This window comes from Nocardia sp. NPDC052316 (assembly GCF_044547795.1).
Taxonomy (GTDB): Bacteria; Actinomycetota; Actinomycetes; order Mycobacteriales; family Mycobacteriaceae; genus Nocardia.
The window spans coordinates 154,845-175,718 of record NZ_JBIUBB010000006.1; the positions used below are offsets into that span (position 1 = coordinate 154,845).

The following is a 20,874-nucleotide window of genomic DNA, read 5'->3' on the forward strand; positions in this document are numbered from 1 at the left end:
CGATCCGACTCTGGGGTCAGCTGTCGGCGCTATGCCTCAGTAGCGGTCGCAGGAGGCCGTGACTTTGCGGATCGCCGCACGCGCGTCGGCGTTCGCATCGGCACTCGCATCGGTGGTGGTGGTGTTGTTCGCGTGCATTGCCGTCATCTGGCCGAAGCTCTTGTTGAACATCTCGAATGCCGCTTGGCGCTGGGAAACCGGCTGCGAGAGTGTGGTTTGCAGAACGGCCTTCTGGATCGGGTCCGCATCGAACTTCGCCGCGACAGCGGGTTCCATGTCGCGCATCGCCGCATCGAACTGGCTGAACGAGCATTTCGTCGTCATCAGGGGCGCCAGGTCGGTGGCCAGATCGGCGGACGCCGCTCCTGATCCGAACAATGCAGTGGCGGCGGAGAATCCGCTGAAGGCGAGTGCGGCGATCGTGTATCGGGCTTTGCGCATCGTCATGTAGTCACCCTTCGTAGAGTTCATCTGACTGTCGGGTCGGTGACCCGGCGGTGATGGTACTCAACAAACTCGGTGGTACGAGCGGGCAACGCGCGCATCGCGGCCGAAAGTTCTTGCGCCATGCGCGAACCGAAGGCGTCACCGTGACGAAAGAATGGTAGATCGAGGAAACGGCCGATCGTGTATCCATGGACCGACCCGGCGCAGTCGTATTTAAATGGAAGAGCGTGCGGTATAAGCGGATGTGCTGTGCCGTCACGAGAAAACCGGCCTATTCGGTGTGTTATGCGGCGGGGCAGGTTGTTTCCTGGCATGGTGGCGCCGTGCCGCTAGCGGCGTCCGCCTGCGGAACGGTGCGGCGAATCGAGCCGCCTCGTGGACGCGAAGACGATCGTGCGACGAGTGGAAGGTGCGAATTCTACGTGTTGGAAATTTCGAGCTTGGTCAAGCGCTACGGGGACGTTGTCGCGTTGTCCGACATGACGTTCGACGTGCGGCCCGGTGAGTTGTTCGGGTTCGTCGGATCCAATGGCGCGGGGAAGACGACAACGATGCGGATCATCATGGGGGTGATGGCCGCCGACGCCGGTGCAGTTCGATGGAACGGCAGGCCGGTGGATCTGGCGACGCGGCGGCGCATCGGCTACATGCCGGAGGAGCGGGGCCTGTACCCGCGCATGAAGGTGGGCGCGCAGTTGCAGTACTTCGCTCGGCTGCACGGTCTTTCGGATTTCGAGGCGTCCACCGCAGCGCAGCTGTGGATGTTGCGCCTCGGGATCGAGCAGCGCGCCCAGGACGACGTGCTGAAACTCAGTCTCGGCAATCAGCAGCGGGTGCAGTTGGCGACCGCGCTGGTGCACAATCCCGACGTTCTGGTGCTGGATGAGCCGTTCTCCGGGCTGGATCCCGTTGCGGTCGAGGTGATGAGCTCGGTGTTGCGCGAACGCAGCGCGGAGAAGGGCAGCCCGGTGCTGTTCTCCTCGCACCAGCTCGATCTGGTCGAACGGCTGTGTGACCGTGTCGGAATCGTCCGGAACGGGACCATGGTGGCCTGTGGGACAGTTGATGAATTGCGCGGTCGGGCACCGGCGTTGGTCGCGATCGACGCGCCGGGCCTGGACGACGACTGGATCACCCGCATGCCCGGGGTGTCGGTGAGCGGGCGCGAAGCGTCCCGATGGATCCTGCGCCTCGAGGACCACGTCGACGACCATTTAGTGCTGACCACCGCGCTGGCCGCCGGGCCGGTGCGTGAATTCGGCAGGGTGCAGCCCACTTTGACCGATTTGTTCCGGGACGCGACCGTCGACTCGGCGGAGGTGGCGGCATGAGTGAGCGCCTCAGTGACCCGAAGCTGTCTCCGATCCAAGCGATTCGCATCGTCGCCGGCCGCGAGATCAACGTGCGGGTGCGGTCGAAAGCCTTCGTCGCGATCACCGCCATCCTGGTCCTCGCCGTCGCGGGCACGGTGTTGCTGTTCCACTTCATCGATCGCGGCACGACCGTCGCGGTGGAAAAGGTTGGCCTGACGGCGGATACCGTTCAGTTCCAGCCATTGCTGGTCGCCGCGGGCGCGGCCGCCGGTCAGTCGATCGAGACCACCGTGGTCGACCGGAACGCCGGTGAGGAGCAGATCCGTGCCGACGATCTCGCGGCCCTGCTGGTCGGTGCGGCGGATGGGCAGTTGCAGGTGGTGGTGAAATCGGCACTGCCGGACGGGCTGCGCACGGCGTTCGGTCTGGTGGCCAGGCAGGCCGCGCTGCATCAGGAGATCAGTTGGCTCGGCGGGGATCCGGCCGCCGTGGAGACCGCGATCGCCGAGGCGAAGATCGCCGTGCAGCCGCTGCAACCGGCCGACGATCACCGCGGCGCGCGCATCGGCATGGCGGCCGTGATCGGCGTGCTCACCTACGTGATGCTGCTGATCAGTATTCAGCTGACCGGGCAGGGGGTCGTCGAGGAGAAGGCCAATCGCATTGTCGAGCTGCTGCTCGCGACGATCCGTCCGTGGGAGCTGTTGGCGGGCAAGGTGATCGGTATCGGCCTCGTGACGATCATCCAGGTGGCGTTGATCGCCGCGGTGGGGATGGCCACCGCTTTTGCCACCGGGGTGCTGGCGCTGTCGACCACGATGGTCGGCAGCGTGGTCGGCTGGGCGGTGGTGTGGTACCTGCTCGGCTACTTCCTCTACGCCCTTGTCGTCGCGGCGGCCGCCTCGCTGGTGTCGCGGCAGGAGGATCTCGCGTCGGTGGCGGTCCCGGTGTCGGTGGTACTGATCGCGGCGTATCTGATCGGGCAGTCGATCGTGCCCGCGGATCCGCACGGGACCTCCGCGACCGTGCTGTCGATGATTCCGCTGCTCTCACCGGTGGTGATGCCCATGCGGGCGGCCTACGAGGTGCCCGGCTGGCAGATGACGGGCGCGCTGGTGGCCATGGTGCTGACCATCGCGCTGGTGGCTCGGTTGGCAGGCCGGATCTACGGCAACGCCGTCCTGCTCACCGGCAGCCGAGTGTCGCTGCGCACCGCGCTCCGGGCGCACGCATAGTGAAACGGCAATGACACGCGACTGGACCGGATAGTCCGTTTTGTGACTGGTGTGACTAATAGCATCGGGCCACACCCACTGTCAGGTTCGGTCAGGAGGCTTCTCGATGTCGTTCGGTCCCCGTCTACGCGACAAGGCGCTAGGTCGCGGCACAGCCCTACGTCGCTGCCGACAGGCAGCGCTGATGTGCTGTGCCGCACTGGCCGCGGGATCGGCCGCCGTCCCCGTCTCGGCCGCCCCGCCGCCCGCGGCAATCTCCCTGCCGCCGAGCCTGATCGACGCGTTGCGGCGCGACCTCGGCATCGACGCCGCGGAGTACGCGCGCCGCGTCGCGCTGACGAATAGCCTGTCCGAGTACGCCAGGTCGGCCCGGATCGCCCACCCGGCCGCCTTCGCCGGCGTCCGGATGGACGGTGGTCGCCCGATCGTCGCGCTCACCGACGGGGTGAGTTCCCGGCACGCACGGGCGGCCGCCGAGGCGGCGGGGTTCACCGTGGAAACGGTGTCGGCCAGCGAGGCCACCCTGCGGGAGCGGCGCGCCGCGTTCGAACGCTGGCTGGCCGCGCAGACCGGCGCGGTCGCCGAGTCGATCTTCGGGTACGGAATCGACATGGCGGACAACAGTTTCGCGGTACGGGTCGCCAAGGACACGCAGCTGCCCGCGGAGGCGGGACCGGTTCGCGCGATCGCGGCGACGATGCCGGAAGCCCGGCCCGACAACACCGTGGACGAGGTGCGCCCCATCGCGGCCGAGGGACCCGACGGCACCATCGTCGGCGGCCAGTCCTACGCCTTCGAGGTCGACGGCGAGGTCCACCGATGCTCGTTCGGCTTCCACGCCACCGACGCGAAAGGCCGCGCGGTCAACATCACCGCGGGCCACTGCGACCCCAACAACCTTGTCGCGCAGGCGAAGCGCAAGCGGGAACCCCAGCGCGTCTTCAGCGTGCGTGGCACGTCGGACAAGGAGTACGTGCCCGGCGAGAAGCCGAAGCTCGGCACCGAACTCGGCCACTTCGATGTGTCCAGCTTCAGCCCCTACGACTACGGAATCCTGCGGATCAACGAGGCGGCCGCGCCCCGGTTCCGGAACAACCTGGTCTCGGCGGGCGAGCTGTCGCCGCCGACCCAGTCGGTGGTGCCGCCCAGGCTGGATACCGGCAGCAACACCAGCCAGGTGCCGGACTCGTCGATGCGCGACAGTGGGGTCGTGCCCATCGACGGCACCGCGGATCCGATCGACGGCGCCGTGGTGTGCAAGGCCGGATTCCGGTCCGGCTACTCCTGCGGCGTGGTGCTCGCGTCCGGCCAGGTCGCCCGGCTGAAAGGCGTGCCGGGCCACAGTGATCCGGTCCAGTTCGAGGACATGTTCATCACCACCCTGTGCGGTCATCAGGGCGACAGCGGCGGCCCGATCATGGCCGGTACCAAGGCGGTCGGCATCACCAGCTCCATCGTCACCACCGCCACACCGTTCGACGGCACCTGTGGTCACCTCCCGGTGCTGCTCGGTCAGCCGCTGAGCACGGTGCTGCGCGACCATCCCGGCTTGAAAGTCCGCACCAGCTGATCCGGCGGTGCCCCCTAAGATCGCGAACATGCCCGTTTCCACGACCGCCGCTACGGCCACCGGATTGTGCGCGTTCATCGACGCGTCGCCCTCGCCCTTCCACGTCTGCGCGACGGTGGCCGAGGAGCTGGACGCCAACGGCTTCACCCGGCTGGACGAGTCGGCGCCGTGGCCCGCGGACGGCCCGAGCAAGCATTACGTGGTGCGCGGCGGCTCGCTGATCGCGTGGGCGACGGCGGACGCCACCGGGGTGACACCGTTCCGAGTGGTCGGCGCGCACACCGACAGTCCGAACCTGCGGGTCAAGCAGCACCCCGATCTGACGTCGGCGGGCTGGCAGCTGGTCGGCCTCGAACCCTACGGCGGCGCCTGGCTCAATTCCTGGCTGGATCGCGAGCTCGGCCTGTCCGGGCGGCTCAGCGTGCGGGACGGAAACACCGTGCGCGAGCAGCTGGTTCGCATCGATGAACCGATCCTGCGGGTGCCCCAGCTTGCCATCCATCTCTCCGACGACCGCAAGGGCGTCACGCTCGACCCGCAGCGGCACGTGAACGCGGTGTGGGGTGTCGGTCACGAACCGCGGTCCTTCCTCGCGTTCGTCGCGGAGCAGGCCGGCCTCGACCCGGACGCGCTGCTCGGCTGGGAACTGATGACCCACGACCTGGCCCCGAGCCGGCTCGTCGGCCGCGACCAAGATCTGGTCAGCGCGCCCCGGCTGGACAATCAGGGCACCTGCTACGCGGGCCTGCAGGCCTTCCTCGCCGCGGCCGCCGAGCCGGGCGCGGCCATCCCCGTGTTCGCCACCTTCGACCACGAGGAGGTCGGCAGCCAGTCCGATCGCGGCGCGCAGTCCGATCTGCTGCCGACGGTGCTGGAGCGGATCGTGCTGTCCCGCGGCGGCGATCGCGGCGAATTCTTCGCCGCCCTGGCCGGTTCGGTCTGCGCCTCCGGCGATATGGCCCATGCGACGCACCCCAACTACCCGGAGCGGCACGAGCCCGCGCACCGCATCCAGGTGAACGGCGGACCGGTGCTCAAGGTCAACCAGAACCTGCGCTACGCCACCGACGCGGCGGGCGCGGGCGCGTTCGCGCTGGCCTGTGAGCAGGCGGGAGTTCCGTTGCAGCGCTACGTGCATCGCGCCGATCTGCCGTGCGGATCGACCATCGGCCCGATGACGGCGGCGGGCACCGGCATGACGACGGTCGACGTCGGCGCGGCCCAGCTGGCGATGCATTCGGCGCGCGAAATAATGGGCGCCGCCGACGTTCCGGCCTACGCCGCGGCGCTGGCCGCCTTCCTGACACCCGCCGTCACCGGGTGATAGGCCGCCACCGCGACGACGAACACCGCGAGGGTGGCGAGCACGTAACTGCTGCCGATGAGCTGCTGCCACCAGGCCCAGCCGAGTTCTTTGTCTTGGGAGTGCGGCAGCAGCCACTGCGGTCCGATGAGGAACATGACGCTCATGGCGCCGACGGAACCGAGGAACAGCGGGCTGCGGGTGTTCCAGGTGCCGCGCGCGGATCCGTCGCCGCTGCCGCGCGCGATCGCGTCCGCGGTCACCACCAGTGCGGGCGCGATCCACACCCAGTGGTGCGACCAGGAGACCGGCGAAACCAGTAGTACCACCGCGGCATTCACCATCAGTGCGGCGACGGTCGCGCCGGTGTCGATCAGCCTGCGCATCCAGACCGCGGCCAGCACGACCGCCACCAATGACAGGGTGATCCACAGCAGCGTGGCCACCGAGTCGGCGACGCCGAGCCGGAACACCATGCCCTTGATCGATTGGTTGCCGGCGAAATACGGCGGGCCGATCCGGCCGGTGTCGGCGAGCGTGTGGAACCAGTACTCGGCCGAATCACTCGGGAACAGCAGGAAACCCAGCCCGACCGCCCCGATCGCGGAGACGACCAGCGTGCCCGCCGCCTTCCAGTCCTTGCGCAGCAGGAAGTACAGCAGGTATCCGCCGGGGATCAGCTTCACCGACACCGCGATGCCGATGAGCATGCCGCGCGGCCAGAATGGCTTGCGCACCAGGCAATCCAGCGTGATCGCGGCCATCAGCACCAGGTTGATCTGGCCGAAGCCGAAGGTCTGGCGCAGCGGCTCGAACGTCTGCAGCAGGGCCACCGCGCCGATGACGAGCGTCCAGGCGGTGATTCGGGACAGCTCGGGCCGGATCCGCGCGAGCACCACCCGCAGCGTGACGGCGAGGCTCGCCAGCGACGTCACCAGGACGAGCACCTCGGCCACCGGCAGCGGCAGCAGCGCCAGCGGGGCGAAGAACAGCGCGGCCAGCGGGGGATAGGTGAACGGCAGGCCGATACCGGCGACCGGCGGCATCGGCCCGTACAGCTCGCCGTCGTCGAGCCAGACCCTGGCACCGTTGCGGTACACCTGCAGATCGATGTAGCCGGACCACCAGTGCACCACGAGCGACAGCGCCGACGACGCGGCGAAAAGGCCGACCGCGATCAGCAGCCAGCGCAGCTGCGCACGCGACAAAGGCACGCGCGCCGTCGAGGTGGCGTTCGGGTTGTTCGAGGCAACCGGCTCAGCGGAATCCGCAACCCCCGATCGTTCGTTCACGGGCCCCAGCGTATCCGTGGCCGGTGTGTGACCCTCGTCGGCGCGCACGGTGGCGCCGACGACCTGTGACCTGGCGCACAGGAATCCGGCGAACCGGGCGTGGGGCCCATGCGGCCCGGTGCCCGCCGACGGTCACGGCTAAACTTCCAGGCGAATCCCCAGCTTCGCGCTCCCGGCCCGAAAGGTCCCCTGACATGGTCGGGTCAAGCGCGGAGGAGGTAGCGCAGCGTAACCGCGCAGCGCGCCCGATCATGTCGAAAGGACGCTGCACACCGTGACTTCGCAGGTCGACACCGTCAGCGCAGCCGCAGCAACTCCTGACGTGCCGCAACCCTATAAAGAGCTGGGTTTGAAGGACGACGAGTACGCGCGCATCAAGGAAATCCTCGGCCGTCGGCCGACCGACGCCGAACTGGCGATGTACTCGGTGATGTGGAGCGAGCACTGCTCCTACAAGTCGTCGAAGGTGCATCTGCGCTATTTCGGCGAGACCACCACCGAGCAGATGCGGGCCTCGATGCTCGCGGGCATCGGCGAGAACGCGGGCGTCGTCGACGTCGGCGACGGCTGGGCCGTCACCTTCAAGGTCGAGAGCCACAACCACCCGTCCTATGTCGAGCCGTATCAGGGCGCGGCGACCGGCGTCGGCGGCATCGTGCGCGACATCATGGCGATGGGCGCGCGCCCGATCGCGGTGATGGATCAGCTGCGCTTCGGCGCGGCGGACGCGGCCGACACCCGGCGCGTGGTCGACGGTGTGGTGCGCGGCGTCGGTGGCTACGGCAACTCGCTCGGCCTGCCCAATGTCGGCGGCGAGACCGTGTTCGACCCGTCCTACCAGGGCAATCCGCTGGTGAACGCGCTGTGCGCTGGCGTGATGCGGGTCGAGGACCTGCACCTGGCCTTCGCCTCCGGCACCGGCAACAAGATCATTCTGTTCGGCGCGCGCACCGGCCTCGACGGCATCGGCGGTGTCTCCGTGCTCGCCTCGGACACCTTCTCCGGTGACGAGTCGGGTACCGGCCGCAAGAAGCTGCCCAGCGTCCAGGTCGGCGATCCGTTCACCGAGAAGGTGCTCATCGAGTGCTGTCTCGAGTTGTACGCGGCCAAGCTGGTGGTCGGCATCCAGGACCTCGGCGGTGCCGGACTGTCCTGTGCCACCTCCGAACTGGCGGCCGCCGGTGACGGCGGCATGCGCATCGAGCTGGACCGGGTGCCGATGCGGGCCACCGGGATGACCCCGGCCGAGGTGCTCTCCAGCGAATCGCAGGAGCGCATGTGCGCGGTGGTCACCCCCGAGAACGTGGATGCGTTCATGGCGGTGTGCCGCAAGTGGGACACCCTGGCCACGGTGATCGGCGAGGTCACCGACGGTGACCGGCTCGTCGTCACCTGGCACGGCGAGACCGTGGTGGACGTGCCGCCGCGCACCGTCGCGCACGAGGGCCCGGTCTACGAGCGCCCGGTGCGGCGCCCGGACGAGCAGGACGCGCTGATCGCCGACAGCACCGACAAGCTGACCCGTCCGAAGACCGGCGACGAACTGCGCGCGACGCTGCTGCGGATGCTGGCCAGCCCGCAGCTGTGCAGCCGCAAGTGGATCACCGAGCAGTACGACCGGTACGTGCGCGGCAACACGGTGCTCGCCGAGCACGCCGACGCAGGCGTCATCCGGATCGACGAGCAGACCGGCCGCGGTATCGCGCTGGCCACCGACGCGTCCGGGCGCTACACCAAGCTGGACCCCTACACGGGCGCGCAGCTCGCGCTGGCCGAGGCCTACCGCAATGTCGCCACCACCGGCGCCACCCCGAAGGCCGTCACCAACTGTCTCAACTTCGGCTCGCCGGAGGATCCCGGCGTGATGTGGCAGTTCCAGCAGGCCGTCCGCGGTCTCGCGGACGGCTGTGTGGCGCTCGGCATTCCGGTCACCGGCGGCAACGTGAGCTTCTACAACCAGACCGGGCAGACCGCCATCCTGCCGACCCCGGTGGTCGGCGTGCTCGGCGTGATCGACGACGTGCACCGGCGCATTCCGACCGGGCTCGGCCTGGAGCCGGGGGAGACGCTGATCCTGCTCGGCGAGACCCGCGACGAATTCGGCGGCTCCATCTGGTCCCAGGTCGTGCACGACCACCTGGGCGGCGTGCCGCCCAAGGTAGATTTCGCCCGCGAGCAGTTGCTGGCCGAGGTGCTCACCGCGGGTTCGCGCGACGGCATGATCAGTGCCGCGCACGACCTTTCGGAGGGTGGGCTCATCCAGACCGTCGTCGAGGCCGCGCTGGCGGGTGAAACCGGTTGCCGCATCCTGCTTCCCGAGGATGCCGATCCGTTCGTGACGCTGTTCTCCGAGTCGGCGGGCCGTGTGCTCGTCGCGGTGCCGCGCTCGGAGGAGACCCGGTTCACCAAGATGTGCACCGCCCGCGAACTGCCGTGGGTGCGCATCGGTGTGGTCGACCAGGGCGCGGACTCGGTTGAGGTGCAAGGACAGTTCACCGTCCCCATGGACGAGCTGCGGGCCGCGCACGAGGGCACGCTGCCGAAGTTGTTCGGAGCAAGCGCCATCTGATGCTCCCCCGCCTCTCCGAGTATTCAGGCCAGGCCTAGGTGCGGGGCGAGGAGCGTCGGCGTCCGGCGGTTGGGATTCGGCTGGGTCAGCTGGTACCCGGCGAATTACCCATGTTCGTGCGAGATCAGTTGTCCTTCTCGCTGTTCGGGGTCGTCGTTGCCACGCTGTTCTTCGCGCTGTCGCTGACACCGTCGCTGCTGCCGCGGGATTGGCTGTTCGAAGGGCTGATCGGCGGGGTCAACGCGGCCATCGGCTACGGCGTCGGGTGCCTGCTGGAGTGGGCGTACCGCAGGTGGATTCGGCCGCGGGTGCGGCTACCCGCTTCCGTGACAAAGGTATTGGCGGATCTGCCCACCTGGTTGCCCGGTGCGATCAAGCTGGCGGTGCTGCTCGGCTGCGTGGTCGTCGCGATCGTGATGCTGGTGCAGTCGGCCCGGTGGCAGCGCGAGATCACCGCGCTGATGGGCATGGACGACATCACCACCACCGGATTCCTGCGGACCGGCGCGCTGAGCGCCGCCGTGATCGCGCTCGTGATCGGGGTGTTCCGCGCCGTCCGATGGCTGATCAGGTGGGTGGCGGGTGAGTTGACCGCGCGGGTGCACATCCCGCGCCAGTTCGCGTTGCCGATCGGCGCGCTGATCGTCACCATCCTCGCCGTCACGCTGTTCAACGGCGTGCTCGCCAAAGCCTTTTTCGCGGCGGCCAACTCGGCGTTCAGCGTGCGCAACAGCCACACCTCGCCCAACGCCGCCCAGCCGCAGCTGCCGGAACGGTCCGGCAGTCCGAGCTCGCTGGCCAAGTGGGAGACCCTCGGCTCGGAGGGTCGCTGGTTCGTCTCCTATGTGCCGAGCGCCGACGACATCGCCAGGGTCACCGGCAAACCCGCGCGCGAACCCATCCGGGTGTACACCGGCTTGGAATCGGCGGACGGGCCTGCGGCGCAGGCCGAGTTGGCCGCCGCCGAGCTGGAGCGCACCGGTGCCTTCGACCGCAAAGCGCTGGTCGTGGTGACCACGACGGGCACCGGCTGGGTCGACTCGACCAGCGCCGAATCCGTCGAGCTGATGTACGGCGGCGACACCGCGATCGTCGCCACCCAGTACTCGTATCTGCCCAGCGTGCTGTCGTTCCTCTCGGACAAGGAGAAGGCGACGCGGATGGGAAAGCTGGTGTTCGACAAGGTGTATGAGCACTGGTCGGCGCGTCCGGCGAACGCCCGTCCGAAACTGCTCGTCTACGGAGAGAGCCTCGGCTCGCAGGGCTCGGAGGGCGCGTTCACCGGCCTGTCCGACCTGCGGACCAAGTCCGACGGGGTGCTGTGGGTCGGACCGCCCAACTCGAACCGGTTGTGGAGCGAGTTCGTGGCCCGCCGCGATCCGGGCTCGCCCGAGGTGTTGCCTACTTACGCCGACGGTCTGGTGGTGCGGTTCGCCGACGGCCGCGGCGACCTGTGGCGGCCGTCGAGCACCTGGCTCACCCCGCGCATCGCCTACCTGCAACACGCCTCCGACCCGGTGGTCTGGTGGTCGCCGGATCTGCTGTTCACCGAACCGGATTGGCTGCGCGAGCCGCGCGGCTCGGACGTGTCGCCGACCATGGCGTGGTATCCGATCGTCACCTTCTGGCAGGTGGCCGCGGATCTGCCGAACGCGCAGGGCGTCAACGACGGGCACGGGCATCGCTACGGCACGCTGGTGCTCGATGCCTGGGCCGCGCTCGCCGAGCCGCCGGACTGGTCGGCGGAGCTCTCGGATCGGATCCGAAACTACTTGGAAGCGTCGGCGGTTCGCGAACGCTCGCTGAAGTAAAACGCGGACCTGGGCGGGCCGGGACCCCTCGTGCACAAGGCCCGCCCAGGCGCGTCGTCAGGTCACGGTGTTGAACGGATCGTGCTCTGCGAGCAGCTTTTCCAACCGTGCCTGATCGATGCGACCGTGTACGGTCGCGGCCTCGTGCTGGTCACGCACCACCTTCGCCAAGGTGAAGGTGCTGGTCACCAGGAACAGCAGCGACATCGCGAGGAAGCCGCGCTGCCACATGTCCAGTGGGAGATAACAGATTCCGATGCCCGCCCCGAGAAAGCTGACACCGAACGCGATCGCGGCCTGCGCGATGAAGGCCGAGGTGGTCTTCGACTGTGCGTTGGGAGTGCTCATAGCCGAGAAGTCTGCCGACACGCGCACGCGCGCAACCGTGTACAACTACTCGAGCGGTCTGGGTAGTTGCCGATCGTCGGCGTGACACTCGAACCCGGCGCACGGCGTCGCGTCGCGCACCCCACCTTCGTAGCCGGGGTGGGCCAGGCCGCCGGGCTGCAACACCGCGTCGGCCTACCGTGTCAGAAATATTTGTGCGTCGCCCGCCATACTGTTGCGGTGATGATCGCAACGGACCCGCCCGCGGCCGAACTCCGCGCGCGCTGAGTCCCGTGCTCGTGCCCGCCTCCACCATGACGAAGCTGCGTGCGCGCAGCGTCGTCATCGTGCGGCGTGCGGAAGACATCATCGATCTGAACTATGCCGGGCTCGTCGTTGCCACGGTGTTCTTCGCCCTGTCGGTGACGCCGTCGCTGCTACCGCGCGACTGGCTGTTCCAGGGTCTGATCAGCGGAATCAACGCCGCGCTCGGGTACGGCGTCGGCTGTGTGCTGGAGTGGCTGTTCCGGCTGTGGGTGCGGCCGCGGCTGACCAGGATCCCGCCACCACCGACGTGGGTGCGCTACGCGGTGAAGTCCGCGATCTTGTTCACCGCCGCGCTGAGCGCGGCACTCATGCTGGTCCAATCGGCGCGCTGGCAGCGCGAGATCACCGCGTTGATGGGCATGGAAGGCACCACGACGCCCGCTTATCTGCGCACCGGTCTGCTGAGTCTGGCGGTCGGCGTCGCGGTGGTCTCGGTGTATCGGACGGTGCGCGAGATCATCCGATTCTTCGCCCGCCTGCTCAACCAGTGGGTGCGGGTGCCGCGCGAGCTCGCGCCCGCCGCCGGGTTCCTCGTGCTCGTCCTGCTGGCCGTCACCATCTTCAACGGTGTGGCCTCGCGCGCGTTCTTCGCCGTGGCGAACTCCGCGTTCAGCGTGCGCAACGATCACACCTCCGCGAACGCGATCCAGCCGGTGCAGCCCGAGCGCTCGGGCAGCCCGGCCTCGCTGGCGAAATGGGAGACCCTCGGATACGAGGGGCGATGGTTCGTATCGCACGGGCCGACCGCGAGCAAGATCGGCGAGGTGACCGGCAAGCCGGCCCGCGAGCCGATCCGGGCCTACGTGGGGCTGGAATCGGCCAAGGCGAACGAGGATCCGGCGGAGCTGGCCGCCGCGGAGCTCGAGCGCACCGGCGCGTTCGATCGGAAGGTGCTCGTGGTGATGACGACCACCGGCACCGGCTGGGTGAACGCCATGGCGGCGGGCGCGATCGAGTACATGTACGGCGGGGACAGCGCCATCGTCGCCTCGCAGTATTCGTATCTGCCCAGCGTGCTGTCGTTCCTCGCGGACCGGGGCAAGGCGATGACCGCGGGCCGGGCCATGTTCGACGCGATCTACCGGCACTGGAGTGCGCGGCCGCGGGAGCAGCGCCCCAAGCTGCTGGTGTACGGGGAGAGCCTGGGCTCGCAGGGCTCCGAAGCGGCCTTCGACGGGCTGGCCGATCTGCGGACGAAGGTGGACGGCGCGCTGTGGGTGGGCCCGCCGAACTCGAATCGGCTATGGCGGCAGTTCGTTTCGCGGCGCGATCCCGGCTCGCGGGAGGTCCAGCCGGTGTACGCCGACGGGCTGGTGGTGCGATTCGCCTCCGACAGCGCCGATCTCGCCCGACCGTCCACCGAGTGGCGGCCACCCCGGATCGCCTACCTACAGCACGCTTCGGACCCGATCGTCTGGTGGTCCACGGATCTGATCTTCTCCCAACCGGATTGGCTGTCCGAGCCGCGCGGCGCGGACGTCTCCTCGCAGATGCGCTGGTGGCCGTTCGTCACCTTCTGGCAGGTCGCCGCCGACCTCACCAATGCGCAGGCCGTCACCGACGGTCACGGGCATCGCTACGGCAGCCTGGTGCTCGACGGGTGGGCGGCCGTCGCCGCACCGCCGGACTGGAACGCGGGCATGTCCGACCGGATCAGGGCCGAGATCGAGGCCACCGAGGACTTCGAGCGGAAGATCAAGTGAGTAGAGTTACGGAAACTATTGTCGCTATGGGCATTCCGCTGGCGTGGAGCAACTGGGTGCTGCCCGGACTCGAGCTCGGCGTGCGCGGCCGGACCGTGGCCAATGCCGGATTCGCCACCGCCTACGCCGTCGCGTTCCGTGGCGAGCCGAAGTGGTGCTCGGCGAGAGGCTTTCGATACGGAGCCGTGTCCGCCGCGCTGGTCGCCGCCGGTTACGGGGTAGCCCTGGCGATTCCATCGGTGCGGAAAGGGCTGCGCGAGTTCATTGATCGCGGGCCGGAGGTAGGCACCGCCGAATGGATCATGGTGCATATCCCGATCGGCACCGTCTACGGCGAAGAGATGATCTTCAGGGCCACCCTGGAACCGTTGCTGGACAACGTCTTCGGTGTCCGCGCCGGATCGGTGCTCGGTGCGTCGACCTTCGGACTCTGGCACGTGCACCCGGCCCGTGCCGCAGGCGACAGTGTCCCGGTTGCCGTGGCCGCCACGGCTGCGGGTGGTTTCGCGCTCGGCTGGCTGCGCCGCCGCACCGGAAGCGTCACGGCTCCGGCCATGCTGCACCTGGCCACCAATGCGGGTGGCGCTGTCGCGCCGCGCCTGGCACGGCTGCTCGGCACAGCCGAAAAGTAAACCGGCTCAACATGTCCTGGGGGCAGTGGCAAGCCGCTCTTCGGGCCGCTGCCGACGTTCGTTAGCTCGTTTCGCACCGCCACCCGACATCGCTGCGTCTGGTTGCGTACAAGGTAGGAACGTCATGCGCACTTGCGAACAATGTTCCGCTATGCGTACAGTGTTCGCAACAGGAGAGCGGCGTACATGCCGACTGGATGCAGAGCAGGAGAACACAATGTCGAACACCGTGAGCTGGGGCGCCGAGGGTGACTGGAAGACGCAGGGGGACTGGGGCAGCACCGACTCGACCGGGCGGGACTTCTCCGTTGCGCGCTGGCAGCGGCGGCTCGACGAACTCCGGGCCACCCACCACGTGCCGGGTGCCGCGCTGGCGATCCTGGTCGACGGCGAAATCTACGAACTCGCCAGTGGCGTCCTGCATCGCGGTACGGGTGTGCAGGTCACGCCCGACTCGGTGTTCCTGTGCGGCTCGATCGCCAAGGTCTACACCGCCACGATGATCATGCGCCTGGTCGACCAGGGCAGGCTCGACCTCGACGCGCCCGTCGTCGACGTGCTGCCGGAGTTCGCCACTCCCGACGCGGAAGCCACCGAGGTCATCACGGTGCGGCAGTTGCTCAGCCACACCGGCGGCGTGACCAACGACTTCAACTACGACGGCGGCCGCGGCGACAACTGCCTGGCCGAATATGTCAGGGCCGCAAGGGAAGTGGCACTCGACTGCAAGCCGGGGGCGGGGACGTCCTACGGTGGACTCGGTTTCGTGGTGCTCGGCCGGGTGATCGAGGTGCTGACCGGCAAGACCTTCGACGAGGCCGTGCAGGAGCTGCTCGCCGCCCCGCTCGGCCTGGACCAGCTGATGACCTTGCCGGAGCAGGCGCTGCGGTTCCGCGTCGCGATGAGCCACCTCGGCGAGCCGGGGCGGTACCCGGATCCGGCGCCGCAGTGGGACATCATGCCGCGCTCGGTCGCGCCAGCGGCACGGGTCATCAGCTCCGCGGGTGACATGGTGCGGTTCGCCAGGATGCACCTAGAGGGTGGGCGCGCCGCCGACGGCACCGTGGTGCTGTCGCCGGAGATCGTTGCGGCGATGCGGCAGCGGGAGGTCGACGTGCCGGACAAGTGGACCGTCAGCGCGGACGGCTGGGGCCTGGGCTGGACCCTGTACGACTGGGACGGCATCAAGGGCTTCGGTCACGACGGCGCCGCGATCGGCCAGTACGCGTACCTGCGAGCCATCCCCGCGGCGGGTGTCGCCGTGGCCCTGCTCACCAATGGTGGTGGCGCACGCCAGCTTTACGCCGCGCTGTTCCGGGAACTGCTCGCCGAGCTGGCCGGCGTGCGGATGCCGGAGCCCTTCGCACCCGCGGACCCGCCGGTGCAGGTGGACATCGCACCGTTCGTCGGCACCTACCGCCGCGCAGGCGTTGTCGTCACCGTCAGCAAGCGCGACGACGGCTCCGCACACATGCGCTACGAATTCGTGGACGAGATGAAGGACATGTCCCCGCCGCTGAGCATGGAGCTCACCCCGGTCGCCGACGCGGTGTTCGCCGCCTCCGGTGCGGGCCCGTCGTTCAGCGAGGACTACATGCCCGTCGTCTTCGCCACCCTCGCCGACGGCACCGAGGTCTGCTATGTCGGTATGCGCGCCACCCCGAAGCAGTCCGTCGGCTGATCGATCCGAAACCGAAGGGCCGGGCCATAACCCGGCCCTTTCGTCATGAACCGGGGGTCAAGCTCCGGTCTTCGTGACCGATATCGCTGCTCGGCGGGCCGCTTGCAGCGCGCTGTTGATCGCGATCTCGCCACGCATCCCAGGGGCGGCGACTTGGTCACCGATCAGGTAGACGTCGTTGCCTCGGTCGATGGCGGGCCGGTCGCGCCAGGTCTGACCGGGCAGGTCGAGTGCGCCGGTGCGGCCCTTCGCGGCGCCGGTGCGGTGGAATGTGCTGCGGTCACGCCAACCGGGCAGCACGGTGTCGGCGAACCGGCCGAGCCGAAGTTGCGTGTCGCCGGGGGATTCGCCGGTGCGGGTGGGCATTTGGAGTTGGAACAGCGATTCACCCGGCGGCGCGATGGTGTCGTCCTGCATGGTGTAGCTCTCGTGGAACCCGCCCTCGTCCAGATCGAACACCAGGGTCCGGTCGCCGCGCGACGCGGTGACGGCGATGTCGAGCAGGGCGCACTGGCCGCTGGTCCACTGGAGGCTGTCGTCGCCGAGCAGCATTCTGGCGGAGCTCAACTCGGTGGCCACCAGCACCGGCCCGTCGGTCGGCAGCTGGTCGACCCGCGTGTCGGTCTCGATGACGACACCGAGTTCGGTTGCGCGCTCGGCCATTCGGCCGATGACGCGTTGCCAGCCGCCGCGTACCCAGCGCACCGCGGGAATGTTCGGCCCGAAGACGCGCTGGAACAGCTCCCACACGAAGGCCGCGGACAGTCGGCCGGTGTCGGCGTCGTAGGTCACCACGCTGATCGCGTTGGCCAGTTGCTCGGCGGTGACCTCGCCCCAGCGGGCCGCGGCCCAGGACCGGAAGTCCTGATCGACCGGCGCCCGCAGCCTGCCGCGGGCCTGGGCGCGCAGCATCCCGATCGGCGGCACCGCGCGCACCCGGCCGTCGACCCGGAAACCCGCCCGCGCCAGGTCACCGGGGCCGGGCCACCCGAGATCGCTGACGAAGCCGTGTTCCTTCAGCCAGGTGTAGTGCGGGCCGTCGGCGTAGAAGACATGCGCGCCGTCGTGGGCGACATACGGCGGCGCGGTGGCCCGGCCGCGGCCGCCGAGGGTGTGGTGTGCCTCGTACAGGCGCACGGCCGCGCCTGCCTCGGCCAGTGTGATGGCCGCGGTCAGGCCGGCCAGGCCGCCGCCGATCACCGTGACGGGTGTTTTCATGCTGTTCCCTCTCCCTGTGTGCCGGTCCACCCCAGTCGGGCGACGACCATCTCGGCGATGGAGCGTAGATAGCGGTCCGGGTCGACCGCGGTGGGGTGGTCGCCGCCGAAGGTGTCACTGATCAGCCAGTAGTGCGCGACCGCGCCGACGAGTACCGCGGCGGCGGCCTCCCAATCCTGGTTCTGCCGTTGCGGATCGGTGAGCTCGCGCAGTCCGCGCAGCACCGCCGAGACGAAGACCAGGTACTCCTCGCGGCGGAATACCTCGAGTACGTCGGTCCCGATCGAGTTGTCGCGCATCAGGATTCGGTTCACATCGCGGTCGTGTTCGAGCCTGGCCAGGCCGATCCGGAACAGCAGGGTCAGCTTGTCGACCGTCGAGCCCTGCGGCTCCAGCGAATCGAGCCAGGCCAGCACGGAGAAATCCGGGTCCAGGAAGGACGCCCATTCGCCCCGCTCGGTCAGCCGCGACCGCACCGCTTCGACCAGCAACTCGTCCTTGGACCGGAAATGCCGGTACATCGCCCCGGACCCACCCGAGAGTCCCGCCGCCCGCTCGATCTGCGTCACGGTGGTCCGGGCGAAACCCTGCTCCCCGAACAGCCGCAGCGCCGCCGCCATGACCCGTTCCCGCGTCGAGTCAGCCATTCGCACTCCTGTAAGTAACTACTTACTTACTGTAGAAGCGAGTGGCTCAGCCGCGCAAGCGTTTCCACGTTTTGCCTGGTCTGCGCGGTCGACGGTGACCGGGTCCGATGCTGCGGCACCAGGACAAAATTCGGTGGCGATACCGGCCCGCTCTCGGTCATCGTTGGGGCGACGAAAGGACCTCATGCTCGACGACACGCAGATCGAATCCTTTATCGCCGATGGCTTCGTCAAACTGGAGCAGGCGTTTCCGAGCGAGGTCGCGGCGGCGGGCCGGGCGATTCTGTGGCGCGCGACCGGCTGCGACCCCGAGGACCGCTCGACCTGGACGCAGCCGGTGATTCGACTCGGCGACTTCGCCGACGAACCTTTCGCGCGCGCCGCCACGGCACCCGCCTTGACCGAAGCGTTCGATCAGCTCGTCGGCCAAGGCCGCTGGTTGCCGCGAAACAGCCTCGGCACCTTCCCGGTTCGCTTTCCGGTCGGCGGGCCGCCCGGTGACGACGGCTGGCATATCGACGTCAGCTTCCCCGGTGACGATCCGGCCGACTACTTCACCTGGCGGGTGAATCTGTGGTCGCAAGGCCGCGCCCTGCTGATGCTGTTCCTGTTCTCCGACATCGGCGTCGCCGACGCGCCGACCCGCATCCGGGTCGGGTCGCATCTGCGGGTGCCCGCGCTGCTGGCACCGTTTGGGGAGGTGGGTGCGGACCTGGCTCAGTTCCCGTATGCGCAGGCGACCGCCGACCTACCCGAGGCGGTGGCCACCGGCCGGGCCGGCGACGTCTACCTCTGCCACCCGTTCCTGGTGCATGCCGCGCAACGACATCGGGGTACGTCGGCGCGTTTCCTGGCCCAGCCGCCGTTGCTGTCGCGCGGCCCCTGCGTACTCGAGCGGCCGGACGGCGCGTACTCGCCGGTGGAGCGCGCCATCCGCCGCGGACTCGACCGGTAATCTCGGGTACGTGGCTCGACAATCGGTGAGTCCGGCCGAGCTGCGGTCGGCGGTGGATGCGGTGCGTGCGTGGCTGCGGGACGACTCGCTGGACGCGCCCGCGCGCACCGAACTCGCGGCGGCGGTCCGCACGACCGCGCGCACCCTGGCGGCCGCGGCCCCCGGGCACTCGGTGGAGGTGCGGGTCCCGCCGTTCGTCGCGGTGCAGTGCATCGAGGGCCCGCGGCACACCAGAGGCACCCCGCCGAACGTGGTCGAAACCGACCCGCGCACCTGGCTCCTGCTGGCCACCGGCCTGCTGGACTTCGCAACCGCCCTCGACTCCGGCGCCCTCACCGCCTCGGGCAGTCGCGCGACCGAAGTCGCCCGCTGGCTTCCGATCGCCCGCCTGGCCGACGACTGATCGCCGCACTTTTTCGGCGGGATCGCACCCGCTCCAGGGGTCCGCAGCGAGTGCGGATCCCGCGAGCGAGTGCGGATCCGACCTGATCAGGCGGCGACGCGGTTGCTGCGGTGCAGGCCTTTGCGGTCGTAGAAGCGGGTGATGACGGCGCCGAAGGCCAAGCCGATCGCGAGGCCGGCCACGGCCATCCAGACGCCGCGGGCCAGGCCCGACTCGAAGTTGGCGTCGAAGTAGAGGATGGCGCGGATGCCGAGGAACACCTGGTGCATCGGTTCGAAGGAGGCCAGCCAGCCGAAGTACTGCGGCGTCGCCTCGATCGGGACGGTGCCGCCGGAGGAGGGCAGGCCGAGGATGATGAACAGGATCAGGTTCACCAGCAGGCCCGCCGAGCCGATCGCGGCCAGCGTGGACAGGCCGGTGACGCCGACGGCGATCATGGCGAGCGCGCTGTAGAGGAACAGCGCGAGCGGATGATCGATCGGCATGTCCAGGATCTTGCCGACGATCAGGAAGACCGCCGAGACGATGTTCGCGGTCACCACCATCACGCCCCACTTGATCAGCAGGGTGCGGAAGCGGGAGATGGGCGTCGGCGGATAGTGCACGTACCACGGCCCGTACTCGGTGGGGATGAAGCCGAGCTGGGCGTCGATCATGGTGTGGATGACCATCGCGCCGACCACCCCGGCGAGCAGCAACAGCAGTGCGTAGAAGAACGCGCTCAACCCTTGGCCGGTGCCGTCGGGCAGCGGATGGTACTGCTGGACAACCACTTTCACCGGATCGGCGAGCGCGACCCTGGCCGCGCCGGACAGCTCGGGCGCGGGCGGCGCGCCGGCCTGCGGCTTCAGCTGCTCGGTCACCTGATCGGTGAGCTGCTTGCCGACCTGCTTGTTCACCTCGGTCAGCGCTTGATTGCCCACCCGCAGCACGATCTGGGTGCCGAACGCACCCGTGCGCGGGTTGGTCTGCAGGGTGATGATCGGGCGTTCCATGTCACCGGGGATCACGCTGCCGACACCGAGGATGCCGAGGCGCTTGCTGAAATCGCTCGGGATGACCAGCGCGCCGTAGACCTCGCCGGACTGCATCTGCCGCTCGGCCTCGCTGATGCTGATCACCCGCAGGTCGACCTTGTCGGCGGGCACGCCTTTCTCCAGCGCCTCGGTGATCTGGTTGCCGAAATTCACCTGCTGCTGACTGTCGGCTTTTTTGATGACATCGCCCACATCCTGGTTCACCAGGGCGATGGGGAAATCGTGCAGATTCTTCTCCGGATCGACGACGTAATCCAGATACATGATGCCGAGCAACGCCGTCAGCAGCGTCAGCACGCCGATGGGGAACAGCACCAGCCGCGCCCATGGCCTGCGCTGCGGCGTGGTGCCCCCGGTGTTCGATCCCGCCCCGCTGCCTGAATCCGCGCTGTCGGTAGTCGTCA

At 68.7% G+C, this 20,874-nt stretch carries 17 protein-coding genes; 11 read left to right on the forward strand and 6 right to left on the reverse strand.

The window, feature by feature from the left end; translation table 11 throughout:
* Positions 1-36: 36 nt before the first annotated feature.
* Complete coding sequence (locus ACIHA7_RS28555) at positions 37-471, reverse strand: hemophore-related protein (protein WP_135234614.1); 435 nt, start codon at positions 469-471, stop codon at positions 37-39.
* Between the two features lie 455 nt (positions 472-926).
* Between ACIHA7_RS28555 and ACIHA7_RS28560 the strand changes: the two genes are divergently transcribed.
* The 4 genes from ACIHA7_RS28560 (at position 927) to ACIHA7_RS28575 (ending at position 5,889) form a co-directional block, all read left to right on the forward strand.
* The gene (locus ACIHA7_RS28560) at positions 927-1,778 is read left to right on the forward strand and encodes an ABC transporter ATP-binding protein (protein ID WP_397294543.1); all 852 of its coding nucleotides are present in this window, start codon (positions 927-929) and stop codon (positions 1,776-1,778) included.
* Positions 1,775-2,995, forward strand: coding sequence for an ABC transporter permease (locus tag ACIHA7_RS28565; RefSeq protein WP_397294022.1), 1,221 nt, complete (start codon positions 1,775-1,777; stop codon positions 2,993-2,995). The genes ACIHA7_RS28560 and ACIHA7_RS28565 overlap by 4 nt, the downstream gene beginning before the upstream one ends.
* A gap of 106 nt (positions 2,996-3,101) precedes the next feature.
* On the forward strand, positions 3,102-4,565 hold the full coding sequence (locus ACIHA7_RS28570; RefSeq protein ID WP_397294023.1) for a S1 family peptidase: 1,464 nt from the start codon (positions 3,102-3,104) through the stop codon (positions 4,563-4,565).
* 28 nt (positions 4,566-4,593) lie between these two features.
* Positions 4,594-5,889, forward strand: coding sequence for a M18 family aminopeptidase (locus tag ACIHA7_RS28575; protein ID WP_397294024.1), 1,296 nt, complete (start codon positions 4,594-4,596; stop codon positions 5,887-5,889).
* Here ACIHA7_RS28575 and ACIHA7_RS28580 read toward each other — a convergent pair.
* A complete protein-coding gene (locus tag ACIHA7_RS28580; protein WP_397294025.1) occupies positions 5,841-7,160 on the reverse strand; it encodes a glycosyltransferase 87 family protein in 1,320 nt (439 codons plus the stop codon). The genes ACIHA7_RS28575 and ACIHA7_RS28580 overlap by 49 nt on opposite strands.
* Before the next feature lie 274 nt (positions 7,161-7,434).
* On the opposite strand from ACIHA7_RS28580, the gene purL reads away from it, so the two are divergent.
* Both purL and ACIHA7_RS28590 read left to right on the forward strand, forming a co-directional pair.
* Positions 7,435-9,729, forward strand: a complete 2,295-nt coding sequence (gene purL / locus ACIHA7_RS28585; RefSeq protein WP_397294026.1) for a phosphoribosylformylglycinamidine synthase subunit PurL — start codon at positions 7,435-7,437, stop codon at positions 9,727-9,729.
* A 110-nt stretch (positions 9,730-9,839) separates the two neighbouring features.
* The gene (locus tag ACIHA7_RS28590) at positions 9,840-11,540 is read left to right on the forward strand and encodes an alpha/beta hydrolase (protein WP_397294027.1); all 1,701 of its coding nucleotides are present in this window, start codon (positions 9,840-9,842) and stop codon (positions 11,538-11,540) included.
* A 57-nt stretch (positions 11,541-11,597) separates the two neighbouring features.
* Here the strand turns inward: ACIHA7_RS28590 and ACIHA7_RS28595 are convergent, their stop codons facing one another.
* Positions 11,598-11,888, reverse strand: a complete 291-nt coding sequence (locus ACIHA7_RS28595) for a YiaA/YiaB family inner membrane protein (RefSeq protein ID WP_107653970.1) — start codon at positions 11,886-11,888, stop codon at positions 11,598-11,600.
* Positions 11,889-12,181: 293 nt separating this feature from the next.
* Between ACIHA7_RS28595 and ACIHA7_RS28600 the strand changes: the two genes are divergently transcribed.
* The 3 genes from ACIHA7_RS28600 to ACIHA7_RS28610 all read left to right on the forward strand — a co-directional run bounded on the left by ACIHA7_RS28600 (position 12,182) and on the right by ACIHA7_RS28610 (position 16,210).
* Complete coding sequence (locus tag ACIHA7_RS28600) at positions 12,182-13,897, forward strand: alpha/beta hydrolase (protein WP_397294028.1); 1,716 nt, start codon at positions 12,182-12,184, stop codon at positions 13,895-13,897.
* A gap of 26 nt (positions 13,898-13,923) precedes the next feature.
* Complete coding sequence (locus tag ACIHA7_RS28605) at positions 13,924-14,529, forward strand: CPBP family intramembrane glutamic endopeptidase (RefSeq protein ID WP_397294029.1); 606 nt, start codon at positions 13,924-13,926, stop codon at positions 14,527-14,529.
* 217 nt (positions 14,530-14,746) lie between these two features.
* Positions 14,747-16,210, forward strand: a complete 1,464-nt coding sequence (locus ACIHA7_RS28610; RefSeq protein WP_397294031.1) for a serine hydrolase domain-containing protein — start codon at positions 14,747-14,749, stop codon at positions 16,208-16,210.
* Positions 16,211-16,267: 57 nt separating this feature from the next.
* Here ACIHA7_RS28610 and ACIHA7_RS28615 read toward each other — a convergent pair whose 3' ends face one another.
* Positions 16,268-17,428 carry an FAD-dependent oxidoreductase gene (locus ACIHA7_RS28615; protein WP_397294032.1) on the reverse strand — a complete coding sequence of 387 codons (1,161 nt, stop codon included), beginning with the start codon at positions 17,426-17,428 and terminating at the stop codon, positions 16,268-16,270.
* Complete coding sequence (locus ACIHA7_RS28620; RefSeq protein WP_397294033.1) at positions 17,425-18,075, reverse strand: TetR/AcrR family transcriptional regulator; 651 nt, start codon at positions 18,073-18,075, stop codon at positions 17,425-17,427. Before ACIHA7_RS28620 ends, ACIHA7_RS28615 begins: the two co-directional genes overlap by 4 nt.
* Before the next feature lie 184 nt (positions 18,076-18,259).
* On the opposite strand from ACIHA7_RS28620, the gene ACIHA7_RS28625 reads away from it, so the two are divergent.
* Both ACIHA7_RS28625 and ACIHA7_RS28630 read left to right on the forward strand, forming a co-directional pair.
* Positions 18,260-19,030 (forward strand): phytanoyl-CoA dioxygenase family protein, encoded by a 771-nt coding sequence (locus ACIHA7_RS28625; RefSeq protein ID WP_397294034.1) that lies wholly within the window; start codon positions 18,260-18,262, stop codon positions 19,028-19,030.
* 10 nt (positions 19,031-19,040) lie between these two features.
* Positions 19,041-19,433 carry a sterol carrier family protein gene (locus ACIHA7_RS28630; protein ID WP_397294035.1) on the forward strand — a complete coding sequence of 131 codons (393 nt, stop codon included), beginning with the start codon at positions 19,041-19,043 and terminating at the stop codon, positions 19,431-19,433.
* Between the two features lie 86 nt (positions 19,434-19,519).
* On the opposite strand, the gene ACIHA7_RS28635 is transcribed toward ACIHA7_RS28630, so the two are convergent.
* Positions 19,520-20,788, reverse strand: coding sequence for a YhgE/Pip domain-containing protein (locus tag ACIHA7_RS28635; protein WP_397294544.1), 1,269 nt, complete (start codon positions 20,786-20,788; stop codon positions 19,520-19,522).
* Between the last annotated feature and the right edge of the window lie 86 nt (positions 20,789-20,874).